Consider the following 20,437-nt stretch of genomic DNA (forward strand, 5'->3'; position numbering starts at 1 on the left):
AATTCCCTTAGCGTTGTTTAGTATGTTTCATTTGAAAGATGTCTTGGTAGTTGTCTGTGACAGATGGTTGAATAATAAAAATTTAAAATGTATGGATACAATAAAATCAATTTTAATTAACCTTTCATTAGGTTCTACAATAGCTCTTTTAGGAAAACTACTTGTTTTAGTGAGTTTCGGTGTCGATGGTGAGTTACCGAAATAATCTGAAAGGATGAAAGTCTAAAGAATTAAAAGGGAAGCCTGGTTCGATGCCGGGACTCACCGCTTGAAAGAGGATGATAAAATCATCCTCTTTTTTATGAAAGTACTATTTTGTTGTGTTTCTGAAGATTTGTGATGCTAATTGATAAGGATCAGGAAAAATAAAATTCTTATCAATAAAATTTTCTTTGAGTTTTTTGATCACATACTTTCCGATGCTTTTATTGATATTAATACATTTAGAGAATCTATAGTTATCCTCATCAGGGTTATCTTTCCTGTATTGATCCATACAATTTTCCTCCAAAGATTTTATCGGATCATTGTTAAAAAGAAATACGCCCTCTTGATTTACTACATTTAAATTGTTATTTAATGAAAAAGGTATTAAATATTCATCATTTTCATCATTATCAGAAAAGTAAGCCATAGGATAAAGGAATAATCCATCAATCGAAGAGGCTTTTGTAATTACAGGTTTTCCATAAAGCATTCTAGTAGTGAGTTTCAATCTATTTGGGCTAAAAAACTTTTCCATATCACTCTTACTAATTCCATCCAGCTCTGCATTTCTTGACGTATTATCTTTTACTCTTGTTTCAAGATCAGATAAAACTTTATTCACAACTTTTCGTAAGCTTGAATCTACTAAATACTTTTCTTCCAGAATATAAACACTGAAATAATTGTCTATATCTAAATTTATATCATTGCTTAGATTTTCTGTCGCAAAAAATAATGCTGTATTGAGGCTATAGGTCCAGTCTAGAAGTGGTGTAGGAGATCCATAATGTTGTAAAAAGCTAAGTATTGCAATATCATTTTGAGGGAAAATACCATTAATTTTTAAAAATTTAGTAAGTAGATTATTGTTTTGAGTCCTTGCATTATTTACAAGTTCTTTATTGAAATCTTTATAATCAATATCCTTCCCTAAGTAATTATTTAAAATCCAATGTCGCTGCAATGAATTATATAACCTCCATTTTGATTCTTTAACTCCTCTGTATAAAACATGCTTTTCCTTTATCTCTTTATTATAGAATTCATCAAAATCCTTTTCGGTCTCTATATTTATTTGGTCAAAGTATTGCTCCTTTTGTAGTATTGATATATATTCACTCAAATTTTTTCCATCAAAATGTGGATTTCCCAAATGAGTAGCAATTACTGAAAGCATAGCTGAATTTATGTCATTTGAAATACTTTCTGGATTAACTTTACCATCTTCTTTGAATGTTATCTTTTTGTAATCTTCTATCAGATTTGAAAAAGTTAATTTTCCACCGTTATTTAACCATTCTTGGAAATACTTAAATTTGATATCTGCGTCCATATATAATTCTATTTTTTAAATACAAAATTATCATACCTAATAAATTTATCATTTTTCTATATTTACAAAAAGAACAAATATACAAGTAGTAAAATTTACAATATCATTTCAATTATTTACTAATTTTTTATCATAAAAACAGTTAACTGTGTATCTAAATTATGTAGTCTTTGTGATTAATCTACAAAGAACATCGAATTAAAATGATGTATTTTAATACTTGTACCATTTTTATATTTGTTGAGAATCGACAACTCGTTCTGACTGTTCAAAACTAGAATTTTTGAGAAGATATTTTCGACTAATTCACATATATTCCAGTAATAAGCTGTTGTAAAGTTTTTTTCATTTTTTTTGATATTTCTTTTTCCGACATGATATATTTCTTCAGCACTCTCAATAATTTTATCGGAAGAAGTTGAATAATCTAAGACAAATATTTCAGTTTCGTTTCCTAGACTAAATTGATGAGCAAGAGAATTTCTTAAATTTTTGAGTGAGTTTATAGTTTTACTATCTAAATCCGTAAAATTATTTAGAGCATTTTTAAAAGTATCACTGGTATTTTCTGATCCATTTTTGTGAAAAAAAAGATTTCCAATTAAGTCAATAATTATCAAATAATTTGTTAACGCTAAAAATTTGCTACTTACAAAGGTTCTATTTTCTATTTGTCTATCTAAAATATCAATACTATAATGCTGATCAATTTTCCCATTTTCTACATTTCTGTTTCCTAATTCTCTAGCACCTCGTATAGCTAGTGCAAGTGTAGAAATAATCTGACTGTCTTGTATATCTATATTTAGTAGATTATTTATAACTTCTTTTTCATTCATATCTCGATTATTATAAATTAGATTCTCTCCAACCTTTTTCTGAATTTGTTGAGGCAAAGTAGCTGATAGGAATATTTAAAAACTCTTTTAAGTACTTTATAGTTTCCTTAACTTTCTCGTTTTTCATGTATTTTATGTTCTCTTTGAACATTTTTTGATAAAATGAACTCCAGAAAATAGCGGCATCATCCATATTAATTTCTTTATTGGGTCCCACGATAGAAATACAATCAGATGTAGGAAAAATAGCTTCAGCTAAAGATTCATTTGTAGAAAGACAGGAGGACAGGAATAACCGTTTTCTATCAAGTTTATCACCTAAAATAATGCTGAGATCTTGAAAAGAAATATCATCTAGAGTTGTAGAGATTTTATCTGTACTTCCGTGGCAGGAAATATGTAGATATCTATAATTTGACTTTGCAAATTCATCTATAAAGTGTTCAAATTCTCTTTTTGTTCTAATATAAAAGTACTTGTGTTTAATGTTAGACATACTCAAAATCTGAGAAATAATTTCGCCCTCAAAGGAACCCCTTTTTTCATCCTCAAAATCTAAGCTTTCTAAAATAAACACATACGGGTCAGTTTTTTCAAATTCACTCATGTTTAAATTTTCAAATTGCTATTTAGTTTATCTCAAATATACAGAATTGATTTTAATGATAAGTTCGAAGTAAATGAAAAATCCTAACTATTAGTTAGGATTTTATCTATTTATATTTCCGAAAAAATCTTCTAAAGTTATTTGCTTTTTTTGGCAGATTTTAATCAAAGTTTTTAAAGACATATTGTAATCAGTCTTTGATGTTCCAAGTGCAATATTTTTTATTCTTCTAACAGTACTTTCCTCTACGCCGCATTTTGATGCAAAATCTCTCTGTGATTCCGCCTTTGAAATCCAGTTAAGATAAATGTATTTGCAAATGGCAATAATTACGTCTTTCTCGTCGTCCATTAGAGCAAATTAAAAGAAAGGGTAAAAAAATATTGCGGTTTTCTGTGCGCAATGAGAAAATATTGTTATATTTGTAAAATAGGTTACAGAAAATGTAACTTTGCGATACTTCAAAGAATAATAGAAGCTATTGCTTAGAGTCTCAAATTCGAAAACTGGTAATTTTTAACATACGAGATGATAAGCAGGAAGCTCACGACCTAGGCGTGGGCTCTCTTATCTGTATGTAAGGTATACCAGTACCCCGAATTGGATAATGTTGAGTCCCATGCCGTTTTTTCAATGCAGTTCGTTTTATCTCTAAACAAAAAATCTAAGCCCGCTTCCTAAAAATAGTATCAGACACGATACAATAGGAATGTACAACCTATTGCGGCTTTCAAAAGCTTACACGGGAACACGGATTTCATTCATATTAAATTCTTTCCGGTGCCCTAAAGGTCACTGATTACAGAACCTCACCAGTCCTTTTTCAAACCACAGGGCATCAGGAAAGTCTTTATCTAAAAAATGAATCAAAAAACTACTCAACTTAAAAATCAGAAGAAAGAAAAAAGCCCCTTCCCATGCAGTTTGGACACTTACGGGAAAGAGCGTAGTTCAGTAATTAATCTTTAGAAATTAAAAACCTTTACAAATCTATGAAAAATTCCTATTACAATATAGGGGGCATTTTCTTTGGGCTCATGTTTACCGCTGTAAGCATCAAGACAAACGCCCAGACACGCACCATTTCCGGTACCGTAACCTCATCAGGCAAACCTTTACAGGGAGTTATAATCTCCCAAGAGGGTAGTGACCAGGTAACGATGACCGGCAACAACGGAACCTATACTTTACAGGTTTCAGCAGAAAATACCATCCTATTGTTCAGACACCCTGATTATTCAGAAGAAAAATTCACACTCACTAATCAGACCGTCGTTAATATCAGCTTAGAACAAAAAGTAAAGGGAATCGAAGAAGTTATTCTCAACGCTGGCTACTATAAGGTTAAAGACAAAGAAAGAACCGGTAGTATCGCCAAAGTTTCAGCAAAAGATATAGAAAACCAGCCTGTCACCAATGTTTTATCAACCGTACAGGGAAGAATGGCAGGAGTCAGTATCACCCAGAATTCAGGAGTTCCGGGAGGTGGCTACAGTATCCAGATCCGGGGGCGTAATAGCCTGAGAACCTATGCCAACAGTGAAATTGATGGCAGCCAGCCCTTATACATAGTGGATGGTGTCCCCGTGGGAAGCGGAATGACTGCTGTTTACGGTGCCAATATTTTGTCAGATGCCAACCTGAATCCTCTAAGTAATATCAGCCCCAATGATATTGAAAGCATTGAAGTTTTAAAAGATGCAGATGCGACCGCAATCTACGGTTCAAGAGGGGCCAACGGAGTGGTACTCGTGACCACTAAACGGGCAAAGAAAGGTTCTTTAGGACTTTCCGTTAATACATCCTATGCGTTAAGCAGCAGCCTTTCCAATCTTACCATGATGAACACGGAGCAGTATCTGGGAATGCGCAGGCAGGCCTATGCGAATGATGGAATTTCAGTATATCCGGCCACTGCGTATGATATTAACGGTACATGGGATCAGAACCGTTATACCGATTGGTTCAGTACACTTCTCGGCAATACTTCGGTAACTTCCAATGTCCAGCTGTCTTTATCGGGAGGTGGGGAGAGAACCTCTTTTCTGGTAAGTTACGGACACAATGAGCAGACTACGGTCTTTGCCAAAGATTTCCGGTATAAAACCAATACCTTACTAGGCAACCTGTCACACCGCTCAGCAGACAACCGTCTTAATTTTACCATGTCAACACTCTTTTCAAAGCTGGAACATAATGTAATCAGCCTGGACAATACCGGCAGTGCTTTATTTCTGGCTCCCAATGCTCCGGCACTGTACGATTCACAGGGGAATATCAACTGGCAGAACAATACTTTTGATAATCCTTTGGCTGCCTATAACAGCACCTATTCCAACAACAATGTGCAGTTTATGAATAATTTCACGGCGGGTTACGAATTGTTGAAAAATGTACAGATCAAACTCAATGGAGGGATCAGTTATCAGACCTTTGATGAACTTTCCTTACAGCCCAGTACGATCTATAATCCGTCATTGGGTATAGGTCCTGCCAATTCCAGAGCGCTGCAGAGTAATAAAAGCAGGCTATCCTACACGTTGGAACCGCAATTGAACTGGACCTTCAAAAAAGGACGTCATCAGATAGATGTCCTGGCAGGGGGCACCTATCAGGCTGATCTGAATACTCAGGGTGCCATACAGGGGTATGGTTTTACCAGCAATGCATTTATTGAAAATATTGCGGCGGCTACTACCAAACTGATCTCGGACCAAATCAAAACGGAATATAAATATACAGCTGTCTTCGGAAGACTTAATTACCAGTTTGACCGCCGGTATATCATTAATATTACAGGGAGAAGAGACGGAAGCAGCCGTTTTGGAAGTAACCGTAAGTTTGCGAACTTCGGAGCGATAGGGGCTGCCTGGCTGTTTTCCAATGAAAGCTTTATGAAAGAACTATCCTGGCTTTCCTTTGGAAAGCTGAGGGGAAGTTATGGTTCTTCAGGAACCGATAATATTGGGAACTACCAGTATAACGATACGTTTATCACTTCTACTTTAGGGTATAATAATGTAACGGGATTGGTTCCTTCCAAATTGTTCAATCCTAATTTCAGTTGGGAAAAAACCGTCAAATTGGAAGCTGCACTGGAAATGGGATTCTTTAGGGATAGACTTAATATTACAGCATCCCATTACCGCAACCGCTCCTCGAACCAACTGGTAGGTTATCAGCTTCCTTCGGTAACTGGGTTTACTTCAGTGTTGGCCAATCTGGATGCTACCATTCAAAATACGGGGTGGGAATTTGAGATTGCGGGCCGTCCGTTTACCGGAGCTTTTAAATGGGAAACATCTGCCAATCTAAGCATTCCCAGGAATAAACTTCTGTCGTTCCCGGGGCTGGAAGGCTCTACCTATGCCAACTCTTATGCAATTGGGCAGCCTGTGAATATTGTCAAATTGTACCATCTGGAAGGTATTAACCCTCAGAGCGGTCAGTATATCTTTACGGATTACAATGGTGATGGTAAGATCAGTTCCCCTGATGACAGGCAGGTAATTAAAAATATAGGCGTAGAGTTTTTCGGTGGCTGGAGCAATAATTTCAGCTATAAAAACTGGTCGCTGTCACTGCTTGTCCAGTTCGTCAAACAGCAGAGCCGCAATTTTAATTATCAAATGTCATCCCCAGGACTGATGCGGAACCTTCCGGTAGAGGCCCTGAATGTCTGGTCACCTGATAATCCGAATGGATTGTATATGCCGTATCACGCTACCGCATCACCCCAGCACAGTTTATTTCAGATGAGTGATGCAACGGTGTCCGATGGGTCGTTTATCCGCTTGAAAAATATTCAGCTCAGCTACCGGATTCCTTTGCGGGGCAAACTCATCAAAGAAGCCAAGATTTATTTTCAAGGGCAGAACCTCTATACCTGGACCCGCTATTTCGGGCTGGACCCCGAGTTTTCATCTTTAGGATTCCTGCCGCCTCTTAAAACCTATTCCTTTGGCATGCAGATTAACTTTTAAAACTATGACAATGAAACTTTATCAACAATTCTATATCATAACAGGATTTGTAGTATTATCAAGTATGAGTTCCTGTGAAAAACTGATCGAGGTAGAACTGCCTTCCAATCAGATTGCTTCCGATCAGGTATTTGTGGATGTGCAGACGGCGGATGCTGTTTTGGCAGGACTATATTCAGGACTACGTGATAGCTCTCCGTTTGCGGGGGAACAGTCCGGTAGATTATTAGGGCTTTATACTGATGATCTGGACTTTTATTCCACTACAGCCACCAATGGACTTCCTGAGATTGCCCACAACCTTCAGAACGATTCCAACGCAAGTATTTATACGGATTGGTCAACTTCTTATAAGCAGGTGTATGTCGCCAATGCCATACTGGAAGGTATTGAAAAGTCAAAGTCCATTTCCCAGGCAGACCGCAACCGGATCAAAGGAGAGGCATTAATGGTCAGATCCATGCTGCTGTTATACCTTCAGCAGGTATATGGAGATATTCCTTATCCTACAACTACCGATTATCAGGTTAATCAGTCGATTTCAAAAACTGATAAGTCACAGGTGCTTATACAGCTCAGTGAAGATCTTAAAGAATCCATCAGCCTGCTTCAGGACAACTACAGAAATACGGAGAGGATTTATCCTAACCGTAAAATGGCGGAACTGCTATTGGCTAAAGTCTGTCTGCTAGAGGGAAAATGGTCAGAGGCAGAGCTTTTATACAAAGGTATCATTCAAAGTCCGCTGTACCAGTTTCAGAATGACATTACCAAGGTCTTCATTAAATCGGGAAGCCATATCCTCTGGCAGCTAAAGCCTAAAAATTCGGGGGACGGGACCAAAGAGTCCGGAATTTATTATTTTACCAATTCAGCACCTTCGATGACTGCGCTCAGTTCAGGGCTTGTCAATACCTTTTCTTCTGCAGATCTAAGAAAGCAGTATTGGATGGCTCCGGTAACTTTTAACGGAACAACCTGGTACAGGGCTGAGAAATACAAAAATAGGACTGCCAATACAACGGAATATTCAATTATTGCCCGCCTGGAGGAGGTGTATCTTCTTTTAGCCGAGGCTTTGGTACAGCAAAATAAAATAGATGAAGCCCTTTCGTACCTCAATAAAACCAGACAGAGGGCAGGAATACTGCCGTTAGCGATGCCTTTATCAAAGGAAGTTACACTCAATGAGATTGTCATGGAAAACCGTAGGGAGTTTTTTACAGAAATGGGAAATCGTTTTTTCGATCTTAAAAGAACAGGGAAGCTCGATACAGCTTTACAGGCGAAGCCCAACTGGAAGCCTTATCATAAGCTTTGGCCGATACCCCAGCAGGACATTTTATTGAACTCTAATTTAAAACCTCAGAATGAAGGCTATTAAGATTAAACCGTTTCTATGCGCCGTAATCACATTTATCTGGAGTAGCGGTTTGTTGGGGCAGTATAATATGGATTCCATCAAGCAGAGGTATGCTAAATTCTACACCATTGCCAACCTTAAAGTTGATGATGAAAACCAGTGGATTTCCTTTACTAAGATTTATAAAAAGAATACGGATACGACGGTCGTTGTCAAAGACGGTAAAAAGCAGGATCTTACGGATGCTTTTGTAGGTGTCTCTGAAAGCTGGTTTTTAAACGGTAACCGTTTCCTATGGTTAGGAAAAGATAGAGCGCAGCTTGTTAACCTTCGGTCCGGGCATAAGAAAGATTTTAAGGACGCCGGTGCCATAGAGGTTCTTCCTTCTCATGGTTACTATGCTGTTTTGTATAAAAACCGTCTTCTGGAAGTATTTGACAGCAAAGACAAACTTGTTGCTTCCGTTAACGATGTGGCACAGCTGGTAGGCAATAAAAAGAACCAGCTGTACATCCTTGTGAAGCAGAACAATGTCTTATCTGTTTGGTCACTGCAGTCTAAAACATTTAAAAAGGTGTATACTTCTAAGCAGGGTATAAAAAAAGTCATGCTGACGCCCTCACAAAGGTATCTGGCAGTTACAGAACAGGAGAAGTCTTCTGGCGGATTGCAGCTTGTATTACTCGACACCAAATCCCTGAAAGTTTCAAGAGTTGGCAATGGCTTTATGAAAGCAGATTATATCGAAGTTCGTGAGATCAATAACGGAGGTGCTTTTTTTCTGGATTGTAATACCCGTCCAAAACCTGCTCCAGGTACCCAGCCGGAAATAAAATATGGTACCGATCAGGATCTTTGGCTCTATAGAATGGGAGAGCAGTACCACGAATACTGGGTGTATAATGTAGAGTCAGAACAGTTGGAAAAGATCAATCGCAACGGTATGTTTATGGCGGCTATGGACCATGACAGGTATTTTCTAAGCTTTGACCGGAAGGAGAGGAATGCGTATGTCAGTTCGGTTTCCTGGTTTGACATTTATTTATATGACCGTGTTGGTAAAACATCAAAAAAGATACTCACACAAACTTCAAACCTGGTAGTCAGCCGGGAAGGAGGGTTTATCATAGGCTTCAATGAAGAGAAAAAACGATGGATTCTGTATCATACGTTATCATCGAAAGAAAAAACGATTGGAAATGAAGAAATCCAAAGGCCTGTATTCAGTCACGATAACCGGTATGTTTTTTTTGAAAGCCGAAGCGGTCTTTACCGGTTTGATCTGCATGCGGAAAACCTGGCGCCAATAGCTGTCACAGAAAATAAAAAAGTAAGCATTGTCAATGTCAAAGAAGAGGCTATCTATGGAACATTAGGTGCGGATTTTCGAATCCGTAGTGTTGACACAAATAATCCCATTATCTTTGAGCAGTATGATCCAAACAGCAATGAAACATCATATGCTCAGTGGTTCCACAGTACAATAAAGGTGCTGCTTCCGGCTACTAAAAACAGGGTTAGCGATTTCAAAATCAATCCCGGGAGTCATACGGTTATCAGTCTGGAAGAAAATTTCAACAGTCCTCAGGCAATTTATCAATATCACGGCGGTCAAAAGAAAAAAGTGTATCAAAGCAACAGGCATGATCAGGAGATCATTATGGCTAGGCAGGAAGTACTTTCATACAAGAATAGTTTAGGAATACCCATTAAAGGTGTATTGTACTATCCGCTTAACTTTGATGTCCGAGAGAAGTATCCATTAGTTCTGTCGATCTATGAAGTCCAGAATAAAAGTGCATCGGTGTATCCTTTTCCTTTTTTTTCAGGAATAGGGATTAACATCCGGTCATTAATTGATAATGGCTATTTTGTTTTTCTTCCCGATGTGGTTTTGGACAGTCGCGGACCTGGATTTTCAGCGTTGGATTGTGTGCATTCAGGACTGGATGCCCTGAAAGGAAATAACAATATTGACAGCAATAGAGTGGGACTAATGGGACATTCTTTTGGCGGGTTCAGCACCAGTTTCATAGCAACCCATTCCCATCGTTTTGCGGCCTATATATCAGGAGCAGCAGTTACGGATCTGGTGAAATTTTATTTTTCCTTCAGTCAGGAAAGAAAGCTTCCCAATTATCCCCGCTTTGAAAACGGACAGTTTGATATGAAGGGGCCGTTTTCTAAGAACAAAATGCTTTACTATGATAACAGTCCTATTGCCAATGTAGAGAAAATTAATAAGCCGATCATGCTCTGGACAGGGCTGAAAGATGGAAATGTCCCTTATACTCATACAGAAGAATTGTATACCGGCTTACTGCGGAATCAAAAAAAGGCGGTAATACTATATTACAAAGATCAGGATCATGATCTGGCAAAAAACAGTACTGAGAGCATGGACCTGCATTTAAGAATCCTGGAGTGGTGGGATTACTTTCTGAAAGATAAAAAAGATATTCCCTGGATTGATAAAGAAATGAAAAAGGATGCCCTGTAAGGCATCCTCTTCTTTTACTGTGGAATTTCTCTGAGAACATTGTCGCAGAAGGTTTCTGAGACCTGTTCTTTCAGCTGAGTGCCGTCTGACAGCTCACAGATAGGTCCTGTAGGAATGTCGCTACAATTTTTACCTGCTTGTTCACACGTGAAATTTCCATTACCATCCGGAACCATATGGTATCCCGGTACAATCGCTTTGTTGGTCTGATTTACCATCTTTGTGGCAAATGCGGTTCCTGTTCCTAGTACCACTAGTAAAGCAGGGAAAAGGATCTTTTTCATAACATGAAATATTTAGTGTTGCCTACTCTGTTGATCGGTTTTCGGCTTCCCCGATTTGATATATTGAGATAATGCTTTTGTTATTTTGTATTGGGTGAGCTGATTATTGTGGAGGGCGTACAGATATTTGTCCGTGACAATGATGTCATTGAGTGTATGATCATCTTTTTTAAAAATATAGATGCTGCCTACATAACTTTTGTTATCAATGTCATATACATCCAGTACATCTGATTTCTTCCATGCTTTTCTAGATTCGTGCCTGCCCATCAGACTGGATTGAACAAAAAGCAGATTTCTATACACAACAGATCTGATATTGACCTTCAGGGCAGGTGCTGTCATCTTGTAAGTGCCGTCAGAGAGCTTCGTTGTTTTGATTTGGGCAGTTTTTACAGTATCTATCGTCTTAAGTAATTGCTGCACCTGCATACTGCTGTTCATGACAATCACCTGATTTCTGTAAGTATAGGTATATAGCAGTTTTTTTGTATGCTGTTCATAAGCCATGCTTCCGTCAACGTCGAACAGGCCGTCGGTCTGTTTCTGTAAAACGGTTGTTTTTAGTTGTAATTTCTCAGGACTGTCAATATCAAGAAGCCCTAGAACTAAATGGTTGCTCGGACGTATCTGTGTCCTGATGGCAAAACGGGAAGAGTCGATAACCCTGAGATCATTAAAATAAGCGTCTTTATAACTTATTCTTGTAGTAGATTCAGTCCCAAGCCTGCCTTTAAACAGGATGGGTACCGATCCGTCATAGATATAGAAATGTCCGTCTGATACTATTTGCCTGATGTTTTTATAAGGATGATCGGTTTCTATTCGGGCAGAGGTAGAGGCTGTCCGACGCATCGAAGAGTCAACTGTGAGAAGCTGTTGCGGATATTTCTGGTTAGACAAATAAATGTTATGATCATCAAACCCTGCAAAATAATAAAAATCATTGTCCAGCTGTAGTGATTGATGCTCGATGACAGGGTGCTTGATAAACCGCCTTGTAAAATTATTTTCCTTTTTAATAACATGCTCAGAGGAAAGAAACAAACCTATCATTACTATAATGCTTACTACGATTGATGTTACTATTGTTAAAGCGGTTTTTGATGTCCGAACATGAATTTTCTTTTCTATTAAGAATAAGGCAATAATTGCAAGTAATACACACACTGCATTAAAAATTAAATGCTCAGTCCAACCTAGTTTTTCCAGAATTCCTCCACAGGAACAGGGAACAAAGTCACTATAGTTGAGAATGATGAAAATATAGGATGTAAATGCTGACATCAAAATCAGTGAGAGGTATAGGCCTGCGCGTCTGCAAAGGGGTACCAACAGTAAAATAGAAGCAACCCATTCTATAATAATGACGCTATATGAGACAAAACCTGCATAAGCACTTAAAAGTGGCGACTGTGCCAGTTGAATCTGAAATCTTTCAAACTCTAATAGTTTACTGACACTTGCATATACAAATAATAAGATAAAGAAGTAGCTTACAAAAGGAGGGACTATATTGAGAAAATTTTTCATAGCATGTTATTATGAGGTTAACAGACTTGAACCAATCTCCATTTAATTTTACAACCACAGTATTCGGGCATCGGTTCACCTTTGAAAAGGGGTACGGTAGTCTTGAAATTCCCCATACTTTCCCAGATGCCACTCTTTGGACATGGTAAGCCTGTAACAACTGATATGGAGGTATGGGGAATCATATTTTTTTGTTTTTAATCCTGAGTAAGCCGCCAATTATCACCGTCTCTGACAGGAGGATCTTTTGTTCCAGGATCTTCAATGACTTCTATGGATTTAGCAGAATCCTGTTTCATTAATAAGCCATTTATAGTGGGCTCTAATTTTTCAATATATTCACTATTTGAAATCATATCTTCATCTCGATGGGTGCAGTTTTGTAGACAAACTGCTACGATGATTATGCTAAAAAATGGGATAAACTTTTTCATTTTGATAATTTTAATTGGGTTATCCCGGCCGGATTATATTAGAATTCTGATGTCAAAATTATCCGGCTTATGAGCTAAAAAAAACTGTTATATGGCTCTATTTTAAAATTGTTACGTCTCAATTTTAAAATTAATACATGAGAATATCAGAGTTTAAGTGGCTGTATTTGCATATTTTACAGGATTTTTGTCTTTCTGTTATTTAATTCATTGAAATTTGATTTATTTAAAACATAAATGTTTATTTTTGAGATGGTGAGGTTCTAAATATCAGTCTATGAAAAAGTTTTATTGCTTTCTCATCTTATTTCCTGTTTTTTCACAATTTTTATTTTCACAAAAGAAAGAGGAAAAAATTTTCAGTGAAATTAGAAAGCCTTATGAAAAAATGGCAATAGATGACATTCATGCAATGCCCTATGTAAAACTGTACATTGAGAAAGCAAAAAAAGAAAATAACTTTTCAAAGCTGATTCAAGGGTATAGAGATGCAAGACAGTTTGACTATCAAAACAAGATGAAGTATGCTGACAGTGCGCTTACTGTCAGTTTGCAGCATGGAAGCAAAGATGACATCAGTAAAGAATATTTAAGCAAGGGAATCATCTATTATTTTTATCAGAAAAAATTTAAGCTGGCTTTAAATGAATATATTAAAGCCTATACGCATTCAAAAGGCTCAAAAGATGAGTACCATAGGTATAAAGTCCTTTATCATTTAGGAATTGTAAAAAGTCATTTGGGCTATTATGATGACGCCATGAACCATTTTCTTGAATGTACTTCATTTTACAGGTCAAAGCTGAATGAAAACCATCATGAAAATGAACAGTTTAACTATGAGAAGGCGTATCTCAACTGCTTACATCAATTGACTGTACTTAACAGATATCTGCATCATTTTGCCAAGAGTGATAGTTTAAGTAATTTAGGTTATCGGCTAACTGCCAATAATAGTGATTTTGTACTTGAAAAAAGCTATTTCCTAAAATGCATCGGAATTTCCAGATTTCATCATAAAGATTATGTTGGTGCTCGGGATCACTTGCAAAAATCTTTACCCAATATTCTAAAGAGAAATGATTTCGCCTGGGCATCTGTAGTATATTATTACCTGGGTAAAACATATGAAGCACAGGATAATGTAAATAGGGCTGTAGGATGTTATAACAAAATAGATTCTATTTTCAATAAACATGATTTTATACTTCCAGAGGTCTATAAGAGCTATCACTATCTTATCGATCATTATAAAGATAAAGAGGTCGAAAAGCAACTGTACTATACCAATCAGCTTTTAAAAGCGGATAGCTTAATCAGCAAAGATTTTCCCTATTTATCTTTGAAACTTCATAAAGATTTTGACCGACGTACACTGATGGATGCAAAAGAAGAAATCGAGAGATCCAGTACTAAAAAAATAGTATTGGCTCAGATACTGATTGCTTCAGGAAGTGTAGTTCTTGGTTTTTTTGTTGTCCGGTATCGAAGAGATCAAAAGATAAAAAAACAATATCAGCTTCTTCAAAAGAGAATTGCTGAAGGAAGATATAATATGAATGATATTTTAAGAGAAGAAATGATAGAGCTGCCTATAAGAAAGACTTCTCTTACCCCGGAAATGGCTTTAGAAATAAAAGAAAAACTTCAGAAGTTTGAGCAGGAGCAACATTTCAAAAAGAAAGGGATTACCCAGAAAAGTATTGCCTTAAAGCTAGGAACCAATTCCCACTATCTTTCGGTTTATATCAATGAACAAAAGGGAATGAATTTTAATAAATATATGGCCGAATTGCGCATTAATTATATTACAAATTTACTCAACACTAATACCAAATATTTAAATTATACCATCGAAGCTTTAGCGGAAGAATGCGGCATTGCTGCGCGTCAAAACTTTTCAAATCTGTTTTTCGATATCAATGGTATCCGGCCAACTGATTATATAAGAAATCGAAAAAAGGAACTGAATATTAGCTGATTAAGTATATCGTTAGCGAATTTTTGTAAATTCCTGAAAAAAGGACATGGTAACAAAAACTATTTTTACAAGGACTTCAAAGTTATTGGAGGATCTTGACCTAAAGATTAATGAAGTCAACGCGGATGGAAATGATCTGATCAAAATTTCAGAAAAGGCATTAGTTATTATCGATGAGTCGATAAGGAAATTAAAACTTCTTGTTTCAAATCATCATTTTGATCATATTGCTGAAGAAGTATTGTTTTTTAAAAAACTGAAACCGCAGTTTATTGCAAAATTTATTTATTATTCTGCAGTGCTGGATATTGAATCTCATAAACCGGCTGCCGGAAATAAGACTTTAAAAAAATATTATGAGTCAGAGCAGGAAAAATTGAAAGACTTTTATTTGAAACATTCTGAATTTTACAGTTACTATAAACGGGAAGCAACCTATCTTGATCATAAAATATTTGTTCGTAATTCCTACGACCTAAAAATGAAGCTATCATCCGGATTTTATAATTATGATCCGAGTTTTACAACTTCCCACGATCATATGATCGCCAGATTTATTTCCAATCAGCAATTCGATCAGTATTTAAAAAAGCAAATTGAAAATTCGAATGATAACTTTACGGCAAAAGTATTTTCTCCTCTGAGCTGGTCGGGATCAAAGGTCGGTCTTATAGAGCTTATCTATGCCCTTTACCAAATGCGCTGTTTTAATGGGGGCAATATAGAGTTAAGCGAAGTCATAAAATTTACAGAAAAGTCTCTGGATTGCGATTTAGGTAACTTTCATAAGACCATCTTTGAAATCCGAAACCGAAAACAAGGGCCAACCAAATTCCTTCAATTGGTAAGTGACAATTTGAATCAATATTTTATGAACAGTGATGCTGAGTAATATAATACCAAATAGAAACCTCAAATCGTATAGTATTTGAGGTTTCATTCTTTAATCCGTTTTCATTAAATGCTGCAAATCAGGATCATTCTTTATTCGATCCATTTCATCTGTGATGATATTTAGAATATCTGACTTAATTTCTCTGTAATTATCTTGAATCTGCCTGGTTATAGAATCATTCCCGTCTTCATCAATAAAGGATCGGATTGGTGGTATCTGCTGAAAGCTTTTCATTTCTTGAGAAAGCTTAACATTGTCTACGACAATCTCCGAATGAAAAATCTTCTGCTGAATCCTTTCGTCAAAATTATCAGATACAGCACCGACAAAAAATCCCTGGGTCAGGGTAGAAATTTTCGAAGCTGGAATCAAACTATCCAATTGGGTAGAGATTGAGGTAGAGGTATCATTCCTATTGATGGATATACTTTGTCTTTTTTGCAGTACTTTTCCAAAGCGTTCGGATAAGGTTTTTGCTGTTTCCCCGACCACCTGACCGCTGAAAATATTGCCGACCGTATTCTGAATGACTTTACTTTCCTTGTCTCCATAATCTCTTGTCAGCTGGGAAAAATCCTGAAACCCAAGACATACAGAAACTTTGTTACTTCTGGCAGTAGCAATTAAATTATCCAAACCTCTGAAATAAATAGTGGGAAGCTCGTCAATAATGACAGAACTTTTTAACTGTCCTTTTTTATTAATTAACTTAACAATTCTCGAATTGTATAGCCCAAGAGCAGCAGAATAAATATTCTGACGATCAGGGTTATTTCCAACACAAAGAATTTTAGGCTCATTGGGGTTATTGATATCCAAAGAAAAATCGTCTCCGGTCATTACCCAGTATAATTGTGGTGAGATCATTCTTGACAAAGGAATCTTTGCGGAAGCGATTTGCCCCTGCAATTGATCCTGGGCACCCCCTTGCCATGCATCCATAAAAGGAGATAGGTAGTTTTCTAATTCAGAATAAGAAGTTAATATCGTAAAGACCTCTTCATATTTTTTGTTAAGCAGTTCAATAGCATGTGGAAAAGTGCAGTATTTACCGTTCTTATATATCTTAAGAAACCATATGATTGCCGCTAACAATATAATGGGACTTTCAACAAAGAAGTCACCTTGTTTTTGGATCCAACTTCTATTAAGATTCAGCATAATGGTGTAGGCAGCTTCATATGCATCAGATATATCCGTCATAAAATCGGGATTTAAAGGATTACATCGATGACTTTTTCTTGGGTCGTCAAAGTTGATGATATAGAATTTCGGCTTTACGGTATAAGCATCAGAATGATTGAGAAGATGGTTGTACGCAATAGTAGACAAATCATCGAATTTAAAATCATAGATATACATGGAAAATCCTTTTTCAATATGTTGTCTTATATAGTTGTTGACAACAGCATAGGATTTTCCTGAGCCTGGAGTTCCTAAGACAATGGTAGCACGAAAAGGATTTACCACATTAATCCATCCCTGATGCCACTTCCCTTGATAATAGAATTGTGTAGGAAGGTTAACAGAGTATTCATTATAGAGTAATTGGGTTTCCTGCTGAAAGCTTTCATTCTCATTGTTAAAAACATCGGTCATTAAGTCTGTTTTGAGTAAACGGCTTATCCAGACTCCTGCCTGCATTAGAAGAATGTATCCGGATCCAGTAGATAGCATGTAAAGTACAGGAGTAAAACTGCTGGCAGATTGTAAGAGGATTGTGTTTAAAAAGAATAAGACAAAACCGATAGAAAAAACAATACTAATTTTTTTCCAAGTGATCTTTTCATTCTTGACTCCCTTTGTCCCGAGGCAACTTAAAGCCAGTAAAACTATTGCAAACAGCTTAGAATAAATAGGTTGCGAAAAAAGGCCTGCTGTCTTATTAAAATTATGAAGTATTTTATTGATGAGTTCCAATGTCCATTGTTGCTTTGCAAAAAATCCGTAACAAAACCAATAGAGATGCATTAGTACTAGAATAATGCTTACCGATCGCATAAACGCCATGATTTTGGCAAGTCCTCTCAAATCGTCTTCACCCTGCATATTACATTTTAGAAGCATAAGTACAGGATTACGTATTCTCAACTACAAATGCGTCATTGCAAGCATAAGTTGTCTGTCTTTGGCTCTTTGAGCATCGTTATAAGACCGTTTTTACAAAAGAAGATTATTTTTTTCTTCTTTTTCTTTGGCGCTTTTTCATTTGAGATGCAAAAATTTGTTCCTCCTGATCCGTATTTATATCTGAAGATAATAAACTGCTAAAAAATCCATCAAAAACTCCACTGATGCTATCCGTAAGAAATTGTTCTGTCCATACTTCCTCAGATAAATTAAAGTGATCATTATGATCGTATTTTGTTTCACGCTTTATTTCTACCTCATTCCACAGTGTATTGAATGAGTTGGCTGAAAGTTCTTTACTCAGCTGTGAACCATTCCAAACAGATTTGGAGTTATGGTCTATGAATGTAATTCCGTATATTTTTCCATGATTATTTTTTCTAATAACTGTAGCAATTCCCTGTTCCAAAAGTTGAGACTTAAAAGAAGCTTCCGATTTACTCGTGCTGAGGGCAGTTTCTACCGTTCTTTTAAGAATATGTTTTGAAGGATCATTTTTCATTTTCAATTTAGATTTCTCAATGAGCACCTGAATATTTTCTACTCCTGCATGCTTACCAAAAAGGGATGATTTAAAAGGATTACTTACTTTTTTCCCATTTTTATCCGTAGCAAAATAGACGATTCCCTTTCTCATCTTTCCATGCAGTTCTCCGCTAACCTCTTCAGTTGAAATATTAAATTGAGAGAGTAAAGCGTTATAAGCACCCATACTTTGAAAGCCATAGGTTTTAGGGATATGTCTTATGACGGATGATAATTGTGTTTTGATATTTCCCTTAGTATAATCTACAAGTTTAAAAATAGAGCTTTGATTTAAATTTCTGTTCTCACCAGCGACTTTCAGGTTATATTGTTTTTCCAGTTTTCTGCAAGCTTCCATTGATCGCGGGTGATCATAGCGATCTGATATTTTTGTCCCATCGATCTGTACACAGGTGGTGACGATATGAATGTGAGTTCTATCAATATCCGTATGTTTAAAAACGACATAGGGTTGGTCGCCATAACCCATTTCCTGCATATATTGCTGAGCCATTTCTCTATAATCTTTGTCATCAACCTTATCGTTAGGATCAGGATTAAGAGAAATATGTCTTACCGGTTTTTCAGTTTTGTTATTGGCAATCAAGTAGGGTTCAAAATACTGATGAAAAAATTTAACCGAATAAGGTCGATCCCACAAATCGGGAATCTTATTAGTGAATAAAACCGTTCCATTTTCGTTGTCTACTTTTTGCTGATTGTAGGTGAGGGCACCCCAAAGATTTTCACCTTTTCCAATTTTTGCGATCATTTATCAGTAGTTTTTTGAATATGGTTTTGCTCAAATTCTTTCGTGAGTTCTATCACCTGTTTACAGATTACAGCTAGGTTTTTAGTATGATTTTCCAGTTTAAAGAGATACAGAGAAGCTTTTTTCTCCGTAAAATTTCGATATAAAATTTTTACAATCTGATTGTAATTGTTTCCAATCGACTGAAACTGGTAAAAGAATTTAGTGAGTTGAGTATGATAATCCATCGTTGAAACATCAACTTTTATAATTTTTAATTCTCTCCGAAGCAAAATTGTTGTAATAAATTTTGCTTTGCTGCTCATGCCTGAAGCTTCAAATAATTTTAGAAAACCAACATTTTCTTCATCTGTCAATCGAAATACATACCTGTTTTTACTTGGGTTTAGCTTAGGCTTGCGCCCTCCTTTATTGTTTCTATTTGTTTCCATATTCTCTAATTTAATGTTAAGAAAATCACGACTTCGGAGTGGTTTTTAAAGCCCCAGCCAGGGCAAGTTGTTTTGAGGCACGAAAAAAGTTATGAGGCACTCAAAACATAACTTGCCCCTTTCGGGTGAAAGGAAATATCTTGAATAGAATAGATTTATAACATTATACTATTCAGACACTATCATTTCGAAAAACTCTTCAATCTTCTAAAACAAAGTAAACCACAATCAATTAGACAAACGATATAGTAAACAAAGCCAAAGATGGAAGTCTACTGCCAAGAACTACCATAATAAAAGCACTGAAACAGAAATATTTTTCATTTGCATCAGATGGAGGGCAGGACTAACTGCAAATCCGATAGCATTCTATCACTCTGGAAATCCTGCATTCTTACCTTCAGGAATGTCAGCTTTCGTGATATCATTTTTGACAGATAGAAGTTAGAAATTCCATCTTTCAGGATTGCAACACGGATGAGACTCATTCACTAATGCCGGAAGCTAATACAGCTTTCAATGGTCATAGCCAACATTCGTGATGGGGAAATATCATGCTTGAGTTTATGATGGTTTGAAGGCTTGCTGTCCTTCAGTCTTTCAATTTCGGATTAACTAAA

At 36.4% G+C, this 20,437-nt stretch carries 16 protein-coding genes; 6 read left to right on the forward strand and 10 right to left on the reverse strand.

All coding sequences use genetic code 11. From position 1 onward, the window contains the following. Window positions 1-310 precede the first annotated feature (310 nt). The 4 genes from AC57AW_RS08605 to AC57AW_RS08620 form a co-directional block, all read right to left on the reverse strand. Window positions 311-1,540 carry an FRG domain-containing protein gene (locus AC57AW_RS08605; protein WP_496351529.1) on the reverse strand — a complete coding sequence of 410 codons (1,230 nt, stop codon included), beginning with the start codon at window positions 1,538-1,540 and terminating at the stop codon, window positions 311-313. Between the two features lie 176 nt (window positions 1,541-1,716). Beyond that, the gene (locus AC57AW_RS08610) at window positions 1,717-2,379 is read right to left on the reverse strand and encodes a hypothetical protein (protein WP_496351530.1); all 663 of its coding nucleotides are present in this window, start codon (window positions 2,377-2,379) and stop codon (window positions 1,717-1,719) included. Window positions 2,380-2,389: 10 nt separating this feature from the next. Continuing rightward, a complete protein-coding gene (locus tag AC57AW_RS08615; protein WP_496351531.1) occupies window positions 2,390-2,986 on the reverse strand; it encodes a hypothetical protein in 597 nt (198 codons plus the stop codon). A 102-nt stretch (window positions 2,987-3,088) separates the two neighbouring features. Further along, window positions 3,089-3,337: a helix-turn-helix domain-containing protein gene (locus tag AC57AW_RS08620; RefSeq protein WP_062669263.1), complete on the reverse strand. Its 249-nt coding sequence runs from the start codon at window positions 3,335-3,337 to the stop codon at window positions 3,089-3,091. A gap of 641 nt (window positions 3,338-3,978) precedes the next feature. Here AC57AW_RS08620 and AC57AW_RS08625 point away from each other — a divergent pair. Genes AC57AW_RS08625 through AC57AW_RS08635 form a run of 3 tightly spaced genes read left to right on the forward strand, consistent with a single transcriptional unit; the run spans window position 3,979 to window position 10,832 of the window. Continuing rightward, complete coding sequence (locus AC57AW_RS08625) at window positions 3,979-6,969, forward strand: SusC/RagA family TonB-linked outer membrane protein (protein WP_496351532.1); 2,991 nt, start codon at window positions 3,979-3,981, stop codon at window positions 6,967-6,969. 10 nt (window positions 6,970-6,979) lie between these two features. After that, on the forward strand, window positions 6,980-8,353 hold the full coding sequence (locus AC57AW_RS08630) for a RagB/SusD family nutrient uptake outer membrane protein (protein ID WP_496351533.1): 1,374 nt from the start codon (window positions 6,980-6,982) through the stop codon (window positions 8,351-8,353). Then, window positions 8,340-10,832, forward strand: a complete 2,493-nt coding sequence (locus tag AC57AW_RS08635) for a S9 family peptidase (protein ID WP_496351534.1) — start codon at window positions 8,340-8,342, stop codon at window positions 10,830-10,832. The genes AC57AW_RS08630 and AC57AW_RS08635 overlap by 14 nt, the downstream gene beginning before the upstream one ends. A gap of 14 nt (window positions 10,833-10,846) precedes the next feature. Here AC57AW_RS08635 and AC57AW_RS08640 read toward each other — a convergent pair whose 3' ends face one another. Beyond that, window positions 10,847-11,116, reverse strand: a complete 270-nt coding sequence (locus AC57AW_RS08640) for a DUF6520 family protein (protein ID WP_123842670.1) — start codon at window positions 11,114-11,116, stop codon at window positions 10,847-10,849. 12 nt (window positions 11,117-11,128) lie between these two features. Next, a complete protein-coding gene (locus AC57AW_RS08645; RefSeq protein WP_496351535.1) occupies window positions 11,129-12,649 on the reverse strand; it encodes a MauE/DoxX family redox-associated membrane protein in 1,521 nt (506 codons plus the stop codon). A gap of 11 nt (window positions 12,650-12,660) precedes the next feature. Between AC57AW_RS08645 and AC57AW_RS08650 the strand changes: the two genes are divergently transcribed. Then, window positions 12,661-12,798: a hypothetical protein gene (locus AC57AW_RS08650; RefSeq protein WP_496351536.1), complete on the forward strand. Its 138-nt coding sequence runs from the start codon at window positions 12,661-12,663 to the stop codon at window positions 12,796-12,798. A gap of 48 nt (window positions 12,799-12,846) precedes the next feature. Here the strand turns inward: AC57AW_RS08650 and AC57AW_RS08655 are convergent, their stop codons facing one another. Beyond that, the gene (locus AC57AW_RS08655; protein ID WP_496351537.1) at window positions 12,847-13,083 is read right to left on the reverse strand and encodes a hypothetical protein; all 237 of its coding nucleotides are present in this window, start codon (window positions 13,081-13,083) and stop codon (window positions 12,847-12,849) included. Window positions 13,084-13,360: 277 nt separating this feature from the next. Between AC57AW_RS08655 and AC57AW_RS08660 the strand changes: the two genes are divergently transcribed. Together AC57AW_RS08660 and AC57AW_RS08665 are read left to right on the forward strand one after the other, a co-directional pair. Next, window positions 13,361-15,064 carry a helix-turn-helix domain-containing protein gene (locus tag AC57AW_RS08660; protein WP_496351538.1) on the forward strand — a complete coding sequence of 568 codons (1,704 nt, stop codon included), beginning with the start codon at window positions 13,361-13,363 and terminating at the stop codon, window positions 15,062-15,064. A gap of 46 nt (window positions 15,065-15,110) precedes the next feature. Next, window positions 15,111-15,956 carry an RteC domain-containing protein gene (locus AC57AW_RS08665; protein WP_496351539.1) on the forward strand — a complete coding sequence of 282 codons (846 nt, stop codon included), beginning with the start codon at window positions 15,111-15,113 and terminating at the stop codon, window positions 15,954-15,956. Between the two features lie 51 nt (window positions 15,957-16,007). On the opposite strand, the gene mobC is transcribed toward AC57AW_RS08665, so the two are convergent. The 3 genes from mobC to mobA form a co-directional block, all read right to left on the reverse strand. Then, window positions 16,008-18,008 carry a conjugal transfer protein MobC gene (gene mobC / locus AC57AW_RS08670; protein WP_496353875.1) on the reverse strand — a complete coding sequence of 667 codons (2,001 nt, stop codon included), beginning with the start codon at window positions 18,006-18,008 and terminating at the stop codon, window positions 16,008-16,010. 124 nt (window positions 18,009-18,132) lie between these two features. Next, complete coding sequence (gene mobB, locus AC57AW_RS08675) at window positions 18,133-19,386, reverse strand: conjugal transfer protein MobB (RefSeq protein WP_336688093.1); 1,254 nt, start codon at window positions 19,384-19,386, stop codon at window positions 18,133-18,135. Continuing rightward, window positions 19,383-19,817, reverse strand: coding sequence for a conjugal transfer protein MobA (gene mobA, locus AC57AW_RS08680; RefSeq protein ID WP_120233063.1), 435 nt, complete (start codon window positions 19,815-19,817; stop codon window positions 19,383-19,385). The genes mobB and mobA overlap by 4 nt, the downstream gene beginning before the upstream one ends. Window positions 19,818-20,437: the final 620 nt, after the last annotated feature.

The sequence above is a fragment of the Chryseobacterium sp. BGA-UO-ETr-SB22 genome, from assembly GCF_059567885.1.

Bases quoted from the DNA above. Each gene is read 5' to 3' on its own strand.
- AC57AW_RS08605 (WP_496351529.1), bottom strand. From the start codon at position 1,540: ATGGACGCAGATATCAAATTTAAGTATTTCCAAGAATGGTTAAATAAC.
- AC57AW_RS08610 (WP_496351530.1), bottom strand. From the start codon at position 2,379: ATGAATGAAAAAGAAGTTATAAATAATCTACTAAATATAGATATACAA.
- AC57AW_RS08615 (WP_496351531.1), bottom strand. From the start codon at position 2,986: ATGAGTGAATTTGAAAAAACTGACCCGTATGTGTTTATTTTAGAAAGC.
- AC57AW_RS08620 (WP_062669263.1), bottom strand. From the start codon at position 3,337: ATGGACGACGAGAAAGACGTAATTATTGCCATTTGCAAATACATTTAT.
- AC57AW_RS08625 (WP_496351532.1), top strand. From the start codon at position 3,979: ATGAAAAATTCCTATTACAATATAGGGGGCATTTTCTTTGGGCTCATG.
- AC57AW_RS08630 (WP_496351533.1), top strand. From the start codon at position 6,980: ATGAAACTTTATCAACAATTCTATATCATAACAGGATTTGTAGTATTA.
- AC57AW_RS08635 (WP_496351534.1), top strand. From the start codon at position 8,340: ATGAAGGCTATTAAGATTAAACCGTTTCTATGCGCCGTAATCACATTT.
- AC57AW_RS08640 (WP_123842670.1), bottom strand. From the start codon at position 11,116: ATGAAAAAGATCCTTTTCCCTGCTTTACTAGTGGTACTAGGAACAGGA.
- AC57AW_RS08645 (WP_496351535.1), bottom strand. From the start codon at position 12,649: ATGAAAAATTTTCTCAATATAGTCCCTCCTTTTGTAAGCTACTTCTTT.
- AC57AW_RS08650 (WP_496351536.1), top strand. From the start codon at position 12,661: ATGAGGTTAACAGACTTGAACCAATCTCCATTTAATTTTACAACCACA.
- AC57AW_RS08655 (WP_496351537.1), bottom strand. From the start codon at position 13,083: ATGAAAAAGTTTATCCCATTTTTTAGCATAATCATCGTAGCAGTTTGT.
- AC57AW_RS08660 (WP_496351538.1), top strand. From the start codon at position 13,361: ATGAAAAAGTTTTATTGCTTTCTCATCTTATTTCCTGTTTTTTCACAA.
- AC57AW_RS08665 (WP_496351539.1), top strand. From the start codon at position 15,111: ATGGTAACAAAAACTATTTTTACAAGGACTTCAAAGTTATTGGAGGAT.
- mobC (WP_496353875.1), bottom strand. From the start codon at position 18,008: ATGCAGGGTGAAGACGATTTGAGAGGACTTGCCAAAATCATGGCGTTT.
- mobB (WP_336688093.1), bottom strand. From the start codon at position 19,386: ATGATCGCAAAAATTGGAAAAGGTGAAAATCTTTGGGGTGCCCTCACC.
- mobA (WP_120233063.1), bottom strand. From the start codon at position 19,817: ATGGAAACAAATAGAAACAATAAAGGAGGGCGCAAGCCTAAGCTAAAC.